16 protein-coding genes and 1 pseudogene are annotated in these 16,789 nt (G+C 61.0%); 5 read left to right on the plus strand and 12 right to left on the minus strand.

The window, feature by feature from the left end:
- The first annotated feature begins 2 nt into the window (after nucleotides 1-2).
- Entirely contained in the window at nucleotides 3-1,445 is a 1,443-nt protein-coding gene (locus QRN59_RS13665; RefSeq protein ID WP_284983047.1) for a dihydrolipoamide acetyltransferase family protein, read from the plus strand.
- Between the two features lie 357 nt (nucleotides 1,446-1,802).
- Here the strand turns inward: QRN59_RS13665 and QRN59_RS13670 are convergent, their stop codons facing one another.
- Nucleotides 1,803-2,972: a hypothetical protein gene (locus QRN59_RS13670; protein WP_284983048.1), complete on the minus strand. Its 1,170-nt coding sequence runs from the start codon at nucleotides 2,970-2,972 to the stop codon at nucleotides 1,803-1,805.
- A gap of 1,199 nt (nucleotides 2,973-4,171) precedes the next feature.
- On the opposite strand from QRN59_RS13670, the pseudogene QRN59_RS13675 reads away from it, so the two are divergent.
- Nucleotides 4,172-4,316 (plus strand): annotated as a pseudogene (locus QRN59_RS13675) (transcriptional regulator); the annotation flags it as partial.
- Nucleotides 4,299-4,529 (plus strand): hypothetical protein, encoded by a 231-nt coding sequence (locus QRN59_RS13680; RefSeq protein ID WP_502871057.1) that lies wholly within the window; start codon nucleotides 4,299-4,301, stop codon nucleotides 4,527-4,529. The pseudogene QRN59_RS13675 and the gene QRN59_RS13680, both read left to right, overlap by 18 nt.
- 1 nt (nucleotide 4,530) lies before the next feature.
- On the opposite strand, the gene QRN59_RS13685 is transcribed toward QRN59_RS13680, so the two are convergent.
- The 6 genes from QRN59_RS13685 to QRN59_RS13710 all read right to left on the minus strand — a co-directional run bounded on the left by QRN59_RS13685 (nucleotide 4,531) and on the right by QRN59_RS13710 (nucleotide 9,123).
- On the minus strand, nucleotides 4,531-5,136 hold the full coding sequence (locus QRN59_RS13685) for a YdcF family protein (RefSeq protein ID WP_284983049.1): 606 nt from the start codon (nucleotides 5,134-5,136) through the stop codon (nucleotides 4,531-4,533).
- Between the two features lie 89 nt (nucleotides 5,137-5,225).
- Complete coding sequence (locus QRN59_RS13690) at nucleotides 5,226-6,485, minus strand: sensor histidine kinase (RefSeq protein ID WP_284983050.1); 1,260 nt, start codon at nucleotides 6,483-6,485, stop codon at nucleotides 5,226-5,228.
- Nucleotides 6,486-6,497: 12 nt separating this feature from the next.
- Nucleotides 6,498-7,013, minus strand: a complete 516-nt coding sequence (locus QRN59_RS13695; RefSeq protein ID WP_284983051.1) for a hypothetical protein — start codon at nucleotides 7,011-7,013, stop codon at nucleotides 6,498-6,500.
- Nucleotides 7,010-7,669, minus strand: a complete 660-nt coding sequence (locus QRN59_RS13700) for a response regulator transcription factor (RefSeq protein WP_284983052.1) — start codon at nucleotides 7,667-7,669, stop codon at nucleotides 7,010-7,012. Before QRN59_RS13700 ends, QRN59_RS13695 begins: the two co-directional genes overlap by 4 nt.
- Nucleotides 7,670-8,235: 566 nt before the next feature.
- The gene (locus QRN59_RS13705) at nucleotides 8,236-8,406 is read right to left on the minus strand and encodes a hypothetical protein (RefSeq protein ID WP_284983053.1); all 171 of its coding nucleotides are present in this window, start codon (nucleotides 8,404-8,406) and stop codon (nucleotides 8,236-8,238) included.
- Between the two features lie 72 nt (nucleotides 8,407-8,478).
- On the minus strand, nucleotides 8,479-9,123 hold the full coding sequence (locus QRN59_RS13710) for a hypothetical protein (RefSeq protein WP_284983054.1): 645 nt from the start codon (nucleotides 9,121-9,123) through the stop codon (nucleotides 8,479-8,481).
- Between the two features lie 771 nt (nucleotides 9,124-9,894).
- Between QRN59_RS13710 and QRN59_RS13715 the strand changes: the two genes are divergently transcribed.
- Nucleotides 9,895-10,488 (plus strand): NADPH-dependent F420 reductase, encoded by a 594-nt coding sequence (locus tag QRN59_RS13715; protein WP_284983055.1) that lies wholly within the window; start codon nucleotides 9,895-9,897, stop codon nucleotides 10,486-10,488.
- On the opposite strand, the gene QRN59_RS13720 is transcribed toward QRN59_RS13715, so the two are convergent.
- From QRN59_RS13720 to QRN59_RS13730, 3 genes are all read right to left on the minus strand, one after another.
- Entirely contained in the window at nucleotides 10,454-11,320 is an 867-nt protein-coding gene (locus QRN59_RS13720; protein WP_284983056.1) for a hypothetical protein, read from the minus strand. The two genes, QRN59_RS13715 and QRN59_RS13720, sit on opposite strands and share 35 nt — an antisense overlap.
- Nucleotides 11,265-11,810 (minus strand): type IV toxin-antitoxin system AbiEi family antitoxin, encoded by a 546-nt coding sequence (locus QRN59_RS13725; protein WP_284983057.1) that lies wholly within the window; start codon nucleotides 11,808-11,810, stop codon nucleotides 11,265-11,267. The genes QRN59_RS13720 and QRN59_RS13725 overlap by 56 nt, the downstream gene beginning before the upstream one ends.
- A gap of 556 nt (nucleotides 11,811-12,366) precedes the next feature.
- Nucleotides 12,367-13,872: an FAD-dependent oxidoreductase gene (locus QRN59_RS13730; protein WP_284983058.1), complete on the minus strand. Its 1,506-nt coding sequence runs from the start codon at nucleotides 13,870-13,872 to the stop codon at nucleotides 12,367-12,369.
- A 243-nt stretch (nucleotides 13,873-14,115) separates the two neighbouring features.
- Here QRN59_RS13730 and QRN59_RS13735 point away from each other — a divergent pair, with 243 nt between their 5' ends.
- The gene (locus QRN59_RS13735; RefSeq protein ID WP_284983090.1) at nucleotides 14,116-14,715 is read left to right on the plus strand and encodes a TetR/AcrR family transcriptional regulator; all 600 of its coding nucleotides are present in this window, start codon (nucleotides 14,116-14,118) and stop codon (nucleotides 14,713-14,715) included.
- A 39-nt stretch (nucleotides 14,716-14,754) separates the two neighbouring features.
- Here the strand turns inward: QRN59_RS13735 and QRN59_RS13740 are convergent, their stop codons facing one another.
- Together QRN59_RS13740 and QRN59_RS13745 are read right to left on the minus strand one after the other, a co-directional pair.
- Nucleotides 14,755-15,828: an EAL domain-containing protein gene (locus QRN59_RS13740; protein WP_284983059.1), complete on the minus strand. Its 1,074-nt coding sequence runs from the start codon at nucleotides 15,826-15,828 to the stop codon at nucleotides 14,755-14,757.
- Between the two features lie 139 nt (nucleotides 15,829-15,967).
- Nucleotides 15,968-16,786 (minus strand): class I SAM-dependent methyltransferase, encoded by an 819-nt coding sequence (locus QRN59_RS13745; RefSeq protein WP_284983060.1) that lies wholly within the window; start codon nucleotides 16,784-16,786, stop codon nucleotides 15,968-15,970.
- Between the last annotated feature and the right edge of the window lie 3 nt (nucleotides 16,787-16,789).

A 16,789-nucleotide genomic window follows, 5' to 3' on the forward strand; every position in this document is an offset into this window, starting at 1 on the left:
CCATGAGCGCAGAAATGCAGGTGTTCCTGCTTCCGGACCTGGGCGAGGGCCTCACCGAGGCCGAACTCGTCAACTGGCTTGTTGCCGTAGGCGACGAGATCAGCGTGGACCAGCCGATTGCCGAGGTCGAGACCGCCAAGTCCATGGTGGAGGTGCCCTCGCCGTACGCGGGCATCGTCGCCGTGCTGCACGGCGAGGCTGGCCAGACGCTCGACGTCGGGAAGCCCCTGATCTCGGTGGCTCCGGTGGGCGCTTCGGTTGCTGCTGAGCCCGAGCTTGTGGAAGCGGCCGGTCCTGCGGAAGTTGTTTCCGAGGCACCTGCGGCGTCCGCAGCTGCCGAGGCCTACCGAGCCGAAGAGAAGGCCGGATCCGGGAACGTGCTCATTGGCTACGGCACATCCGGAGGTGGCGAGGCTCGCCGCACCCGGCCGCGGAAGGTTCCTGCTTCAGCTGTTGCTGTGACACCGGCCCCCGACTTCGCCGAACTCTCGCTGTCCCGCACGCGGATTCCAGGGAAGCTCTCTGCCGTGATTTCCCCGTTGGTGCGGAAGATGGCCCGGGACCATGGGGTCTCGCTGGACGCAGTGCCTGGTTCGGGGGAGAGCGGGCTCATCCTGCGACGCGACATCGAGGCCGCCATCGGAGGTGCCACGGGCGAGACCGTTCCGGTTGAGGCGCCCGCCGTTGTCCAGCCTTCCACGGGAGTCCAGGATGCCCGTACCGGCTTGACCGTGGCTTCGCGCACTCCGGTCCGCGGGATACGGAAGGCTGTTGCGGCCAACATGAGCCGCAGCCGGTCCGAGATCCCTGAGGCAACTGTCTGGGTAGACGTTGACGCCACTGCGCTCCTTGAGATGCGTGCAGAACTCAAGATGCGGGATCCGCACGGCGCGCCCGGGCTGCTCGCGTTCATCGCTCGTTTTGTCACAGCTGGGCTAAAAAAATTCCCCGAGCTGAACACCCGGTTTGTGACGTCCGAGGATACGGCTGGCGGTGAAACGCAAGAGATCATCGCTTTCGACGGCATCAACCTTGGCTTCGCCGCACAGACGGACCGCGGGCTCGTTGTTCCGTCGGTCCGCAACGCCCACCTGTTGAACGCCCGCGAACTCGATGCCGAGATCCGCCGGCTCACTGCCGTCGCGCGTGACGGCAAGGCAACTCCGACGGAGCTGGCCAGCGGCACCTTCACTCTGAACAACTACGGTGTGTTCGGCGTGGACGGTTCCGCCGCGATCATCAACTACCCCGAGGTAGCCATGCTTGGTGTAGGCCGCATCATCGACAAGCCTTGGGTAGTGGATGGCCAGCTCGCTGTCCGCAAGGTCACTGAGCTGACGTTGGCGTTCGACCACCGGGTTTGTGATGGAGAAACGGCTGCTGGGTTCCTGCGGTATGTGGCCGACGCGATTGAGAACCCTGGGACGGTGCTGGCGGATTTGTAGGCCACTGCGATGTAGGTTGTCTGCTCCGAGGGCGTTGCGGTCCTCGCATTCCGGGCGGGCTTCGCTCCAACCGGCGCGTCTTCCAGCTGAGCGCGATCTCGACTGCGCTCAAAGTCCTTTTGCATCTTCAGCGTGGCCAAGGGATTTCACGAGCGAAAGTGTCGGCGGGGGGATCCTAGGGATCCTGGCGGGCTTGGTGACGTTGGCGCGGACCTGTTCTTTGCCATCAGCGGCTTCATCGCGATCGTCACGACAAGCTGCGTGGATCACACCCCGAGCAGGTCCGAAACTCCCTTGGACAGCTGATACTTCAACTCGCATGGTGTCCGCCGTGCATTGGTCGGGCACTCAGCTGGATTAAGGTTCTTGGGCCACTACCTGCGTCGCTCCGGTCGGGAAAACGGCAACAATCTGACCTTTACCACTTCCGTTGTCCTTGTGCATCAAGTACGCGGTGTTAGCTCCCGTGGACGGGACGGAAGTTGCTTTCCCCTCAAAGTAGAACAGGGGGGAAGTGAAAGACCCGCCGCTGGTCGTAAGTGTGAACTTTGGGGCCTTCCATGCGCCATCTGTCCGAATGAGTCCAGCACCTTCCCGGAAGAAGCTTGTGTCTAAGGCGCCGGATCCTGGCCCCAATCGAATCGCTCCGTCGGCGCGGACTTCAAAGCGGTCAAAGCTCTCAGAGCCTACCCGGCTGTGGATGATTGGCGTGGTGTTTGTTCCGGCAACATAGTCAGATCGTCGCTGACGCGCATAAATCGCATTGTAATCTGAATAGACGTCCAGGGTGTGGTAGCTCGGGTCAAACATGTTCCCCATAGCATTGATGAACCCAACACCCGGTCCGGTCTGAATGGCGTATCTCGTCTGAGCCGTGGTGCCCTGTTGGAAGCCTGAAACGTTGCCGACGATATTGACGTTGCGAACCTGCTCCAAGTAAATGTCTGGATAGGCCCCCAGAGCGCCGGTGCTGTTGCCCCGGAACTCATTGCCCACGAGGTTCGCATTCAGTGTGCTGCCGCTTGATCCGACGATTGAAACCCCTCCGCCAACATTATTGTCGATCATGTTCATCATGACAAAAGAGTCATATGCGTTCTGCGTGAGTTTAATTGCGTAGCCATTTGCCGAGTAGAGGCCGGAATTGCGTACCCAGTTGGCCCCGCCGTCAATGACAATACAGTTGGCCCCGATGCCGATTGCGCCGTCGTAGAAGCCGCAATCGGTCGAACCCATGTAGACGCCGTAAGCGCCGAAGCTTCGGATCGCGACGTGGTGCATCTGGATTTCAATGCGCTTGGCCTCAATCCGGATACCGCCCGTAAGGCTGCTCAAGACTTCGGTGTGGACGATGTTGGACCTGTCTGCAATACGAAAGGCCCCGGTGTATTGCTCAAAACGGATGCCGTGCGAGGTGCCGGTTTGGTTCGCTCCGTTGCAGTCGATGACGCCGCCTAGGATGTGAACGGACAGCGCGTTTGCACCGACGCGTAGCCAGTCATCGTTGGACCCGTTGGCGAGCTTCACGCAAGCGCCTCGTAGGTCTAGCGTCACGTGCGAGGAGTCGATCCGTACCGGGGCGCTCGTGTAGCTTCCCGGCGAGACGCGGATCACGCAGTAATCGCCATGGGCGGCTGCCGCCGCGAAGAGGGCCGGGATACTCGCGTAGTTCTTTGAGTTGAACTCAACTAGTGGGGCATAGATCGCGGAAAGGTCACTGGGGCTTAGTGCTGTTGGCGCAAGTCCGGGGAGCCCGTCAGCTTGGGCGGGGCTGGCCTCGAAGCTTGATACAGCGAATGCGCCCGTGACGGCAGTGGCCAAGGCTCCTAGCCTGAATAGGCCGCGGCGTTTGACACTAGCGCCACCCCCCAGCGGCGCACCTCTTTCCTCAGATTCGTTGTACATGACTGATCACAATCCCAGATGGTGTTAATAGGAGACCGTTGATCGACCAGGAAGAGTTGCGCAGGTGGATGGGAACTTGAAGAAGCCCCGAGGTAGTGCGCATTCCTACAGGTAAATCAACATGTCCAAACGCTAAGTGCGCGGGATTGCCCTAACCACAGTGGCTATTACGCCTTTTTCGCTATCCATACTCGCTTTTGGGCGCTGAACTACGTATTTCATTCGATGCGACTTACCGTGAACACTCGCGGCAGGGGCGGCGGATCGACACACTTTTTGCCAAAATTTAGCGTGCGATAGCACAGCCGCGAGGTTGGTCTGCGAAATCAAAAAGGGGATCTGACGTGGGATTACGTCGAAAGAACCGTGTCTGTCGGGGATGCCGCGTGCGGGGACCCGCGTTGTAAGGTCAGAATTTTCTTAAGAAACAAGTACCGTAAGTTTAAGGTTTGGGTTACTAAGGCGACTTACCGAAATTTAGCAAATCTTATGGACGGTATCCGGCGATCGCCAACGCGAGCGGGGTGGTCGTGGAATCTCCTTATGGATCGGACCTCGGTGCTATTATTCAAGTTCTTTTATAAAGAAGCTGGAGAAATTCGCTTTCAGTTCAGAGGATGCTCCGGAAAATTTTGCGCCGTAATTCGACCGCACGACCGGTCGCTCAATCGATGTAATTCGAGGCGACTCGGGGCGTTCCCAGCCCGCTGGCGTCGAACGCTAACGCTGCGAACGGGCCCCTTTGGCGGCCCGAGCAACCTTTCTCCTTGCTCGCGGAGTACAGGATTGCCTGAATACATCCGAAACTGGGCTTTGGGCCCATGGAAACCCTCTCGCATGCGCCCGTGTTGGCCCGTTTCGGCCATGCGGTCTCACAACCAACGCGGGCGCGGGTCCTGTTGGCCCTCGCGGATTAGGGCGGAGTCCATTGAGGTTTCCCACCGGAGCATGTCCAACCACCTGACGTTGGCAGCGTTCGGCGCAGTCGATTCGGTCAGCTGCCTTACCGGCGGGGGAGCAGCCCAGCCTTCTACGCCCGGCATTCTGTTTGCAGCCCTTAGTCTTGCAATCACGGTCCTGTCCTTGGCCCAGCGCGGCGCGGGCCGCGAACTCCGTTCAAAGACTGCGGTGGCGGATTCCGCGACACTCCTGCAACTGTGCTCTTCCGGGAAAGCTTGACTCAGCAGTCCGGGTGGATCGCGACTTTGACGAAGGCCGCTGTCTGGTAAAGGTACTGGTATGCCCAGGAATAGGTGAGGTCGGTAACAGAAATCAACGGCAAGTCCATCTGATCAGCGACCATATGCAGGTCTCCTGAGTAGCAGCGGCCTACGATCACCCGCGCCCGCGTTACGTGGAACTGGGCGGTGAGGACGTCCGCGCTCTTCCATCCATATTGGTCCGACAGGTTTTTGAGCGCCCGTGCTTCGCCTTGCGTGGTGAAGGGATCGGTCTTGAAGCAGATAACGCGGTACACCCGCTGGGCCCCGCAAATGCTCGCTTCGAATCTGCCGTATTGATCTATTGGACTTGAAACCGCAAGTGTCGGCGCATACCCCTGCTGCATCAGCTTTTCAGCGTAGCTGATCCGATTATCAGGGGGCCCGAGCACGAACAGCACATCCGAGCGTTTGGGCTGGTCAGCAGAGGGAGCGACGTACAGAAAGATCCCAGCAACGGCCCAGAAGATTGCCAAGGCTGCAATGACAGCGAACGACCGAAGGAACAGACGTTTCCTTCGGGCAGGCGGTGTGGCCTGAGTTTCGTGATCGCGGAGAAGTGTCATACCGTCCTCTTACCAATGCGGGATGTGGGCGGCAGCGCTGCACTGGATCCAAGACTACTATCTGCTGACACAGAGACCGATCGGCGGACTTATGGAAGGCTCACCCGGAGGACGACGTTGTCGCCATCTTCGCTGAGTGTTACTTCCTTGGACAGGGTCTGAAGCGTTGTCATCCCGAGGCCGGGGCGGATCTGGCCTCGGAGCCGGCCGGGGGAACTGATGGTTATGTGAACGGCTCCGGTCTCCGCCGCCGCTCGTGTCGTGTGCGGCTCTTGGGCCGACATTGTCACGCGGACATGGCTTCGTTCACCGTGGCGGATGGCGTTGGTGAATCCTTCTGAGAGCACTTCGATGACTGCCTCAGCCCGGGCTGGTTCCTCGTCGCACAACGCCCACACTCCAGGGTCAATGTCGCATGCCAGCTTCAGCACGCGCCCCCAGGTACTCAGCAGGTCCTGGATACTCGATGCTGCGCTCCCTGTCTGCCCGGGCGAGTCGTCCAAGATCTCACTGTGCGCAGTAGCCACGGCACGCGTCAGGATGTCCCTGACGCTCTGCGGGGCAAGATCCTGTTCTGGGCAGCTCCCTCCGGAGGCAGCTAAGGCGAGGGCGCTCGAAACCAGGCTTCCCTGGAGGCTGGTGTGCAGAATCCTGGCGACCCTCCGGCGGGTGTGGAGCAGCTTTTGGTGCACGCGGTCGGCTAGCTTGAGTTGCTCGTTTAGCGAGCATGCCAACCTGACTTCATGCCGCCGTCGTTGGCGTTCCGCAGCTCGAAGAACCGCCACAGTGAGCGCCGTCAGCGGATAGGCCCAGACGGCGGACCAGTAGAAGAACGGGGCATAGCCGAACGCGTCCTGCAGCAGGCAGGTCACCGACGCGCCAATTGCGGCCGTGCCCGCGTAGCAGAGGGTCAGGGCGGAAATTCGCCGCAGGGGACTGGTAATCCTCCGCACGGTCCGGGCCGTCGCGGCGTTCCCGACAAGCAGGATGGCCCCGCCGACAACCCACTGAACCAGCAGGAAGAGGACTTCGTATTCCGCTAGTACACGCACTGCGATGAGCGATTCGAAGAGCAGGACAGGCAATCCGACCGGCGCAGCTCGGATCAAATGCGTGAGTCCCTCGGTGCGTCCTGCGCGGGAAGGCGGCCGCGGAGGGGCCGTCTCATGCGGCCAAGGTGTGTGGTCGTGGAAGAGCTGGTGGCTCATCGGGCGGACGACGTCATCGGCGATCGACCGCAACAGCTGTGAGGCCTCGGATCTGTCGAGGGTTGTCGTCATCAGGGCATCGAGGACCGTGTCAAGACGCTTGGAGAGTTCGGCGACATAGTCGGAACGGATCGAGCGCAAGCGCTGCTCATCCTATCCGAGCTGCGCCTCGATCGCAGCCTGGGCAGCGCGCAGCCGGGGTTCGAGCACGGCGTGCCCGCGGATGGAGTCCGTCAGCATCGCGATCGCCGAGAGGAAGACCAGGGCCGCCCCGATGTTGATGAGGACACGGGCCCACAGATCTTCACTGAGGTCTGCGATATTCAAGGCCTGCGCGGACCAAGCCACCAGGAGAGGGCGGCAGGCGCCCAGGAACGCGAAGGTGCCGAACGCCGTCGCGATTCTGCCTTTGAGGCTCGGGCGTGCCGTGATCAAGGGGCGAAGGAGTATCCCCAAAAGACCGAGCAGGACGTGCACCAGGAACACGATCGCCGTGCCGGAACCTTCCACAGCCAGCGTGACCGATCCCGTCCCAGCCAGCGTGATCGATCCGGCGAACATGTTCATGACCGTCAACGCCAAGGGCAAGGTCAGAAGCCACGACCAGAGGCTCAGGGCATTCGTACCGCCGATACCCCGGGCCCAGAGTGCAGGGGAGCGGCCGCTCATTCTTCGCTATCGGCAGGGACCGGCAACCCAAACGTGCGCGCGTACAGCGTTGCCGCGGCCACCCGCGGATTGACGCCCGGGCTTCGGTTCAGGCCAAGGGCCTCGAACGTGCGCGACACGGCCTTCTCCACCGAGCGCATGCTGCTTCCCCGTTGTTTGGCGATTTCCGCGTTCGACCAGCCCTCCGCGATCATTCGCAGGATATCCAGCTGCACGCGGGTCAGCGCGCCGATCTTCGCTGCGTCCGACGCCAAAGGGGGAGTCATAGTGACGGGAAGCTCCACGAGGGTCGAGTTCACTGCACTGATGAGGGCGTCCACGGAGTCAAGTGACGACTTATTGACGAAGGTTGATCCCGCCGGCAACTCGGAAAAGGGAGCTTCCGACGGATAGTTGGTAAGGAAAACGATGGCGCATCCCGCGGAGAGCGACTTCACGACGTGCGCCAGTTCGACGCCGTTGGGCCGGGTACCCAGATCGATGTCCGTCACGAGAACATCGGGATCGACGGCGGCGAACATGGCTAGAGCCTCGGACGCGGACGCGCAGTCATGCACGTCGAACTCCGCGCCCCTCAAGGCCTCGGCAACAAGCCCGCGCATGAATGGTTGATCTTCCACAACCAGCACCCGCCGAACCCACCCCAGATCCCCCATGGTTGAAGGCTATCCGAGCGCGCCCTGTGATTCACCAGCGGCACCTGTTGGTTACGACTCGGGACGGATTACGACGGCGGTTCGCCGGCGGTACTCTTCGCGACGCCGGCTGCCGGTGGTGTCGCCTCAGTGGCGGAGAGCAATCGTCACAACGAAAATTGTGGCGGCAGCCAACACCCCTAATCCAACGTAGGACAGCTGCCGCTGAATCCTTCTTCGACGCTCGCGGCGATCATCCCTGGCCAGATATCCCGTTCTGAAGTTCCCCATGTCGGGAGGATATCGTCGCTGGTTTTGCGTTGGGCTCCCGGGGTTCGGTTATTGCGACCAGGTTGGCTGCCGCTACTCGTCCTTCCCATGGTTGTTGAGAAGGTAGTAAGTTTGTGGCCAACGTTTCGAAGATGACTCCGCCCACGCAAACCATCACGCCGATAATGAGCAGCCGGCCCCTTGACGGGCGTAGGGAACGCCCCACCCACGGGTGGGACGCTCCGCTTAAAATCAGCTGTCATATCGCTTATAGCCAACTTGGTCCGCGCCATGATTGCGCGTCGTCGATCGAGGGACTAGGAATGCGGCTCCCGGTAGGCGTGCACCATCGAGTCGGTGCGATCGAGCTCGGCTGCGCGTGCACGGGCGGCCTTCTCCTTCCGATAAAGAACTACTTCATTGATGCCATAGGGAATCAAGACAAGCAACGGAAGAAGGATTCGAAGGGACAGGTCCCAATTGCTCATAAAAAGAGGCACCAAAGACGCCATAAAGATCAGCTGGTGCACCCAGCGGTACCATTTCACGGTTGCCTTCTCTCAGAAACCACAGTCGCGCCCAGGCATATCCCGTAGCGGAGCAGACGGGTTGGAAAGGTTGATGCCGTAACACTTAGTGGCGACAAGGTTGGCACCCCTAAACGTGCCATTGATGATAGCGATCGCAGACGCAACACCACCCACGCCGATCACGGTACAAATCTGGCTCACGACTTTTGCGATCCATCCGGTCAGCTTGCTGAATGTGCAGCCTACCCACGCTCCGCCCACGAACACCGCGGCCGTGAGACCGGCAAGCACTTTCAACTCGGCGCCGCTAATGGCGAGAACTGGCCATGGTACCCACTGAACGCTCGTGGGATCGGCCGTTAACGGAAATGCGTTCGAGGAATTGAAGTCAATGCGCTGAACTAAGGTACCGTCCTCAATCCTGAATGTCGTCGGCACCGGCTCGCCCTCGGCGTCGAATGCCCATGGGGCGACAAAGGCGCTTGTAGCCGTTCCAGCGGCGTCTCGAATGAGGACCGAGCCGTCAGCTTCCACCTTCGCCGTGGATCCAGTCGAGAGAGCTAATGGGAATCGGTAATCGTGAGGTGCTTTGTCCGATTCGACTGTGATCAGCGTCTGCGAGCCGCATGGAGTGCTGTAGGTAGTTGTTGTCGCGCCGGACAGGACGGTTGTCAAAAGTGGTGCGCCTTCGCCAATAAAGTGCCCGACTGGTACCCCCACAAGCTGGGCGGGTCTCGTCTCTGACTTTTCGCCGGGAACGGTAATCCGTACCGCACCCGAGGGAGATTGCGTATGGACTGTCGCGGTTCCGGGGGCGTTCCCGTCCATCACGTACACGTCGTCGCACTTCTTGGCGATTCCATGCACTGGACTGGCACTTCGCCCGGGCGACAGTCCCTCATACCAGGCGACAGACTGAACTCCACGGCTGGTATCGGCCCATATCGGCTGATCTACCCGTTCCTCGGGTGTCGTGTTCCTTTGGAGCAGTATCTGCCCGTGCTGGTGCCGCAATAAAGATGGCAGCAATCAAAGAAAGGCATGCAGAAGCTGAGGCAAAAATATGTAGACGTCGCAAGGGAAACTCCTATTCATATAGGCGCCCCCGCGACCCACGCGAAGTCGACTGTGGTGCGTTTTCTCGCCATACGCCTGGCTGGTCACTCGCCGTTCCCCTGAACGACACGGGCCGCGAAGCCTTCCGACGGCCCGTGCGGAGGGCTAGGATGCCGGAATGAAAGTTACGTTGCTCCGTGGGGAGGGCGATGGCTGGCCCGACTGCCCGCATCAATTCGTCGGTCGCTGCAATGATTGTCGGGATGCTGACCGAAATTCCAGTGGTGAACCGGGTGGCCGTGAGCCCGTAGGCTCCCGCGAATAGTCGGTGTGGAGCCTCCGAGAGGTGTTCTTCGTCCGGACTTGCTTCGAAATGAGTAGGTGGGATCCATGCGGATTACCGTGATTGGGCGGGGGCACGTCGGCGGCGCGCTGGCGCGACGCTGGACGGCTGCAGGCCACGACGTGACTACGCTTGGCCGGGACGGCGGTGATGCCACAGGCGCCGACGTCGTGGTGGTCGCCATTCCGGGAGACTCGATCGCCGTCGGGTTGGCCAAGATTGCCGGCCTAGACGGTCAGGTGACAATCGATGCGAGCAATACCTTCGGCGATCGCCCGGCCGGATACGACTCGATCGCCCAACAGGTCAGATCGATGATCGGAGGCCCCACCGCAAAGGCCTTCAACACCAACTTCGCATCGATCTATGACGCCGTCGACGCGGAGCCAATTCCACCAAGTACCCTCTTCGCAGCCGACGCCGAGGCTCGCGAGGCGACCGAGCGGCTCATCCGGGACGCAGGATTCGAGCCGATACATCTTGGCGACTTGGCGAAGGCACCGTTGCTGGAAAGCCTTATCACCCTGACCTCTACCCTCGAGAGGGGAGAACTCGGTCCGTTCTTCTACCGCTTCCACCGCCCAGGCGAACTTGCGAGTTCGCGGGCTATTTCCGCGCCTCATCGAACCGTAAACCCTTGATTAGCGCTCCAAATCGAGCCGCTGCAGCTTCGTTCTTGTTGACCTGGCTCCCTCGAAACATCCCTCTCCGGAGGTCGGACACAAACTGGCTGATCTCAAGCTCTGACACCTTGTCTACAAGCCGGGCGTGTTCGCTGAGATCGAGAAGTCCAGCCAGTTGACGTCCAAGGAGCTCGGTCACTGTGATGGCCATGTCAAAACTATTTGACATGAGAAGTTCATACTCGTCTTCGAAAATAAGGTCGTCATGTTCGTTGCCATCGAGCCAGGTTAATGCAGTTCCGATATCCTCGGCGTCTTTTGTCCTGTGCCATTTGGAACGGTCTGCCAGGGCTTCGAGCTTCAGAATCACGTAGAACGGCGGTGACACTACTAAGACCGGACCTATAACAGGCAGCACGAATTCTTCCGCAGCTTCATATGCCCTCGTGTAGCCGAGGACATTGATTTGTTGGAAGTCATCCGGAATCTGCACAATGCCCTTAGGATCTTCAATGCCTCCGAAGGGGATGACGTCCACCGGGATGTCCTCGATGCTGAATCTAATCGCGGACTTGCTCGAGTTCATGACTCGAAAAGCGGGGGTAAGCTGCCCGAATCCCTGCCAGGAGGGCATCGCCAAGGCTATGTCGACGTCGCTCGTTGTGCTCAGGTGTGCTGGGTCTAAACCGAAGCTCAAGTGCAGCAGATTTCGTGCCTCCGCTCCGACCACCATGAATTCACTCGAAGCCAGCTCTGTCTTCGAAGTAACTGATGCCACGACGCTGGCAAGCGGTTCAAATTGCACTCTGGCTAAGCCAGTGAAGTCGAGGCTCCTCTTGGAGGAATACATGTGCCACCTCCCGCTCTCTGGGATCTTTAGATGCGATGAGGTCGGCGTAGACCAGAAGGGGGGGCGCGGTAGCGATTCCAGGCGCTTGCCAGTGGAAGTCCCAGAACTCCTCGCGTGGCGTTCGCCAGAAGAGCCTGCGGAGCTCAACGGTAGGCCGGTCACCCTTTCTTAGCCTATTCACGCGAACGAACTTCGCTGTCAGGTCGGGCACGTAGACAGTGGATACTGCTGATTGGATCAGTCCAGGAATTGCTGAGCCGCCGCCGAGTGTGGCGTCCTCAATCTTGAACCTGCCGTCATCAGCCCCCTCCATGAACGTGAGGTGTAGAGAGGGACCGAGCTTGTTGCGGTAGGAGGCCAGCCAGGCCTGAGCCACGGTCAATCGGCCGGAGTCCACCCAGGTTCGATCACGCAGTAGTCCTTGGTCCTCCAAGTACCCCACGGTGCGCGGTACAAGTCCGAGGGAAACACCGGCCACATCGGAAATCATTCGAGTGGGAGCTTTCAACAGTTTTGGCCAAGTCAGCAAGCAGAATATGAGTTGAGCGGATTTAGGAGAGGTCAGATCCACGACGGCCGATCTTTTGTGCTCTTGCAGCCAGACGCTGAACGCGTTCTCCACTGGGGACCCGGCTGAACGCCCTTCCATCTCCAAGACGGCATGGGGTGACCGGAGACTTATTCGTCCGCTTAGATCTGCGTGATTCATTGACAGAGTGCGAAATTCTGAATTTTGCTTGGACCCGATTCGGGGAGCCAGAATGAAATCCGCGCCTTCTTCCCTTGCGACGCTGATAGCTAAGTCAGAGGGCAGGGGGTACCTCTCAATTTCGACAACGCGCAGAGGGACGCGCACTTCGCCTAGGTCCATAAGGGCCTCGTAGCTCGGGAAAGGGCTCCCCGCACTTATGGCGGACCCACGCTCAACGCGCCAGCCATGATCAAGGCATGCCCTTTGGAACGCTGAAAACATCACGCTGGAAGCCATGTTCAATACCTTACCTCGTTCAATCACATTGAACGAGGTAAGGTATTGAACACCCCTTCTACTGCAGCTTGAACAAATTGTGCGTCGCCGGCCCCTCCAACAGCTTTCCCGCGGCAGAGTAGCGCGAGCCGTGGAGCGGGCAGTCCCAGGACTTTTCGGCGTCGTTCCAGTGCAGGATCCCACCCAGGTGCGCGCATTCCGCTGACACTTTGCATACCACGCCATCCACCGTGCAGACGGCCGCGGGCTTTCCGTGGAAGAGTCCGGTCACGCCCGTGCCCTCGGCGGGGCTGGTTTCCTCCGTGATGGCAGGCTTCTCCTTCAGGGCTGCCTTGTCCCGGAAATTCTGCTGCTGTGTCTCTATGTTTAACGAAATCGTTGACGCTGCCCCGCGGGGACCCGTGACCCGGTGGTGGATGGTGTGGGCCCACTCCAGCTTTTCGCCACGGATATCGGCTGTGACGTCGAGCGCCGCCGCAACACCATTTGTCATGCCCCACTTGTTGTAGCCGGTGCCGAAGAAGATCTTCCCGTGGCCCCGGGGGAACCTGCCAAAGAACGGCATGAGATTACCGGCCTGGTAGTCCTGGGCAGACCAGGTGTGCGTGACCTCGGAACCCGGATAGTGCTGTTGGGCCCAGCCGAGCAGCTCATTCACATGGACCTGCGTCGACGGCGCCCGGCCGCCCGCATGACCGAACCCGCCCACCAGAAGCAGCGCCCCGCCGTCGGGCATTGGATAGTCCCTCAGGGAGCGGGTGGGCGGCTCTGCTGAAAGGTACATCCCTGGCGGCGGGCTCATGCCTTCCGGCAGCCGCAGCGCGGCGGCGTACGAGCGATTCGGCCGCAGCTTCGCGAAGTAGAGCCCGCGGTTCAGGATGGGTGTCCCGGTGGCGAGCACCACGTAGCGGGCGCGTACCTCGCCCTTCCTGGTGACCACCGTCAGGGGATCGCCGTTGCGGACGTTCATGACGCGGATACCCTCCACGATGCTGCCGCCGGCAGCCCGAACATCCGCGGCCAGCGCATCCAAGACGTCCATCGGGTTGAATTGGGCCTGCTTCGGAAGCCGCAAGGCGGCGTCGACGTCGAACGGCAGCCCCGTCTCCCGGGTCGACTTGACGTTGAGTCCGGCAGCCCTCGAAACGCTGGCCTCGGCGACGAGGTGCTCCGCGCCAGTGGGTGTGGTGGCGAAGGTGTAGGCATCCCGGTACTGGAAAGGCACGCCCCGGCCCTCGAGGTAATCGAGCAGCCACCTCTGGCCTGCCCTGTTCGCGTCAACGTAGGCACGGACCACGTTCACCGAATACTGGTTCCGAAGCCTGGACAGCGTGGTGCCCTGCAACAGACTCAGCTTGGCCGTGGTGTTTCCTGTGTTAACCGCCCCGATATGTCGCGCCTCGAGGACCAGCACGCTGCTCCCGGTCCGTGCAAGCATGAGTGCCGTGGCCAGGCCCGTGATTCCGGCGCCGACCACGACGGCGTCGTACCTGTTTCCGGGCGTGAATTCATCGGGGCTCGCGGCTGCGGAAGCCTCGCGCGTGTCTAGCCACAAAGAAGTCATAGCGGTCCCACGTCCCTTCAGCCGGGCGCGGTCCACACCGGAAGTAGCGCGGCGGCGGCCCGGTAGTGCCAGAGAAGCAGAAGGCCGGTAGAGAAGCAATAGGGGAGCGCCGACGTCTCGGGATGCGTGTGCCAAGTTCACGCAAAAAGGCCCCGACAGGCCGATCTGTCTTGTAGGGGCGCGAGTAATATTGCTTTCACCATGAGTACCCCAGATGCCTCGGACGCACCCGGCTTGTCTTCCATGCCAGCCGGACAAACGACCACCCGTGATGTCGCGGTGGATCGCATCTTGGACGCTGCCTACGAACTCTTCTCGCGGCGCGGGATCAGCGCTGTCGGGGTCGATCAGCTCATCGAGCGTTCAGGAGTAGCGAAGGCCACCTTCTACCGCCACTTTCCATCCAAGAACGACCTGGTTCTTGCCTTCCTCGCGCTTCGCGACCAGATCTGGACCGTGGATTTGATCATCTCCGACGCCCGGAGCCGGGGAAACACCGCCGAGGAGCAGTTGCTCGCCATCTTCGACGTGTTCGGTGACTGGTTCCAGCGGGAGGATTTTGAGGCGTGTTCGTTCATCGACGTCCTGCTTGAAATGGGGCGTGAGCACCCGCTGGGGAAAGCCAGCATCGGCTACCTCGCCAGGATCAGGGGACACATCCGGGAGTTGGCAGAGGAAGCCGGGCTGGAGCGCACCGAGGAATTCGCACGCTCCTGGCACATCCTGATGAAGGGCTCCATCATCTCGGCCACAGAAGGAGACGTCCTGTCGTCCAAGCGCGCGCAGCAGATGGCGGCTTGGCTGATAGACCAACATCGAGGCCCGGACCGCCCAACTTCCTGAGTCTTCTGAGGCGCCGGGCTTCCTGAAGCGCGAGGTCCGTCAGCTCCGCGTGGCCCTGCCGCGACCCCCGAGGGAGGCGAGATGCCAGGAGCGCCTGCCCCATTTGGCCCATTCGCGGGGCTGGACCGAGGGCCGCCCAAGGTGATATCCCTGTCCGAGGGTTACACCCAGGCGTGCAAGAGCAGCGAGTTCGTCCTTGGTTTCGATGCGTTGGGCGGTCAAGTCCGACCCGATCTCCCGCGCGAACCCGACCTCCGCCTCGACGAGTTCCTGCCGAAGGGAATCCAGATTGAGACCTGCAGTCAGATTCCGCTCCAGTTTGATCATCTCCGGCTTGAGCCGAAGAATGTGGCTGGCCCCGGCGAAGAAGGAACCCGTGTTTTCGATGGACAAGCGCACGCCGGCACTACGTAGCGGCGCTACTGCCGCGTCGAGCGAAGCGGCCTGGTCCTGGGGGAACTTCCCGGAGACTTCAAGGATCACCCGGTTTGGCGCCACCGGAGTTTGCTCGAAAAGCCCAGGAAGACGCGGATCCAGGCAGACCTCGTCGGAAACCTTCAACGCCACGAAAAGGTGGCGCGGCAGTTCCAGCGCGGCCTTGAGTCCCGACTCCAACGCCGCGAATTCAAGGTCAGTTCGGAGCCCCGAGTCCTCGGCTTCCGCGAACCAGTAATCTGCAGGGTCTCCGCTATCGCTAACGAAGCGGGTCAGAGCCTCGGCGCCGACGACGGTCCCAGTGGTGAGATCGAAAACGGGCTGGAAGGCGGTCATCAGCATCTGGTCCCTGAGGACCGCCTCGAGCCGCGGGCTGCTTGGGTGCTGGCTGCTTGGGTCGTCCTGCGGGTTCGGGTCGTCTTGCGGGTTCGGCTGTTCCGACCGGAGCGAAGACAAGTGTTCCAGCAGCGCCTCTTCCGGACGCCCGGGGTGGGCAGCAATGTGCTGGCGAAGTTGTTCGCGCACCGCATCCGTTGCAAGCGAAGAGTCCGCGAAGACTTCTTCGATGATTTCCAGGACCTGCAGGCGTAGCCCGCGGAGCTGCTCGAGCGGCGGCTCCACAGTCCCCGGACTGGCCCGCATTCCGGCGTTGGTCAAAGGCGGTTTCTGCGTCGACATGAAATTATTCCTTTGCTTTTAGCTCCGGCTGAGCCCGGGACCTGCAAACTAAGGGAATACTACAGCCGAACAAACCGGTCGGCCCGGATTGAAATCAAATCTTCATTGGGATGTAACGCGCGGCGTGCAACGGTTGCAGTCACACCCGGCCGTGCTCAGTTCCGGAATCTTCCGCGCCTGACAGGAGTGCGTAATATCCCGGAACCCACTGCGGAAGGCCGCTGGCGTTCATCGGGACCACTTCGATGTTAACCGGGCCGTCCGCAATCAACCGCCAGTCCGAATCCGAAAATACGCCGTGCCGTTCCCTGGCACCGAAATGCCCGGGCCGGGGAAGGTTCTCCAAGGCGCGCCGCAACTGCACGGGCATGCTTTGCCGGGTGGCGCCGAGCTCGGTCAGGTAACCGAGGCTATTTCCGCGGAAGTTCGTTTCGGCCAGCAACACCCGGCCTCTGTTCCCGATGACCTTTCGCAGGTTGGCAGCCATGGCGGCCTGCTTGCCGGGTTTCAGGACGTGGAAGACTCCGCGGACAAAGACATTGGCGGGCCCAAGCCGCTCCAACAGGGCCTCTCCGGCACCTGCCGCGGCGGCATCCAGAACCATGAAGTCGGCGTTTTGGATGCCTGCTGCTTCCTTGCTCGCCATCTCGATCGCCCCCTTGGATACGTCGATCCCGAGAACTTGCGGAAACAGGCCGGCAAGCCAGCGGGTGTGGGTGCCGTTGCCACACCCGACGTCGACTACCGGAAGGGCTGGATCGAAGTGAGCCGCAATCGCGTCGGAATACTGCGCACGCTCGGCCGAAGAGTCGGAGTCCCAAAGCACGTCTCCGGAACGGCCGGTAGTGCGGATTCCGCGCCAGTATCCTTCCCACGCGGCGTCCGGGTTGCGCGGTGCCCGGGAAGCGAGGCGGACTACTGTGGGGACGAGCAGCATCTGGTCCCAAAGCTTCGACATGCG

Origin of the sequence: Arthrobacter sp. efr-133-TYG-118, from assembly GCF_030209755.1 — a bacterium.
Classification (GTDB): domain Bacteria; phylum Actinomycetota; class Actinomycetes; order Actinomycetales; family Micrococcaceae; genus Arthrobacter.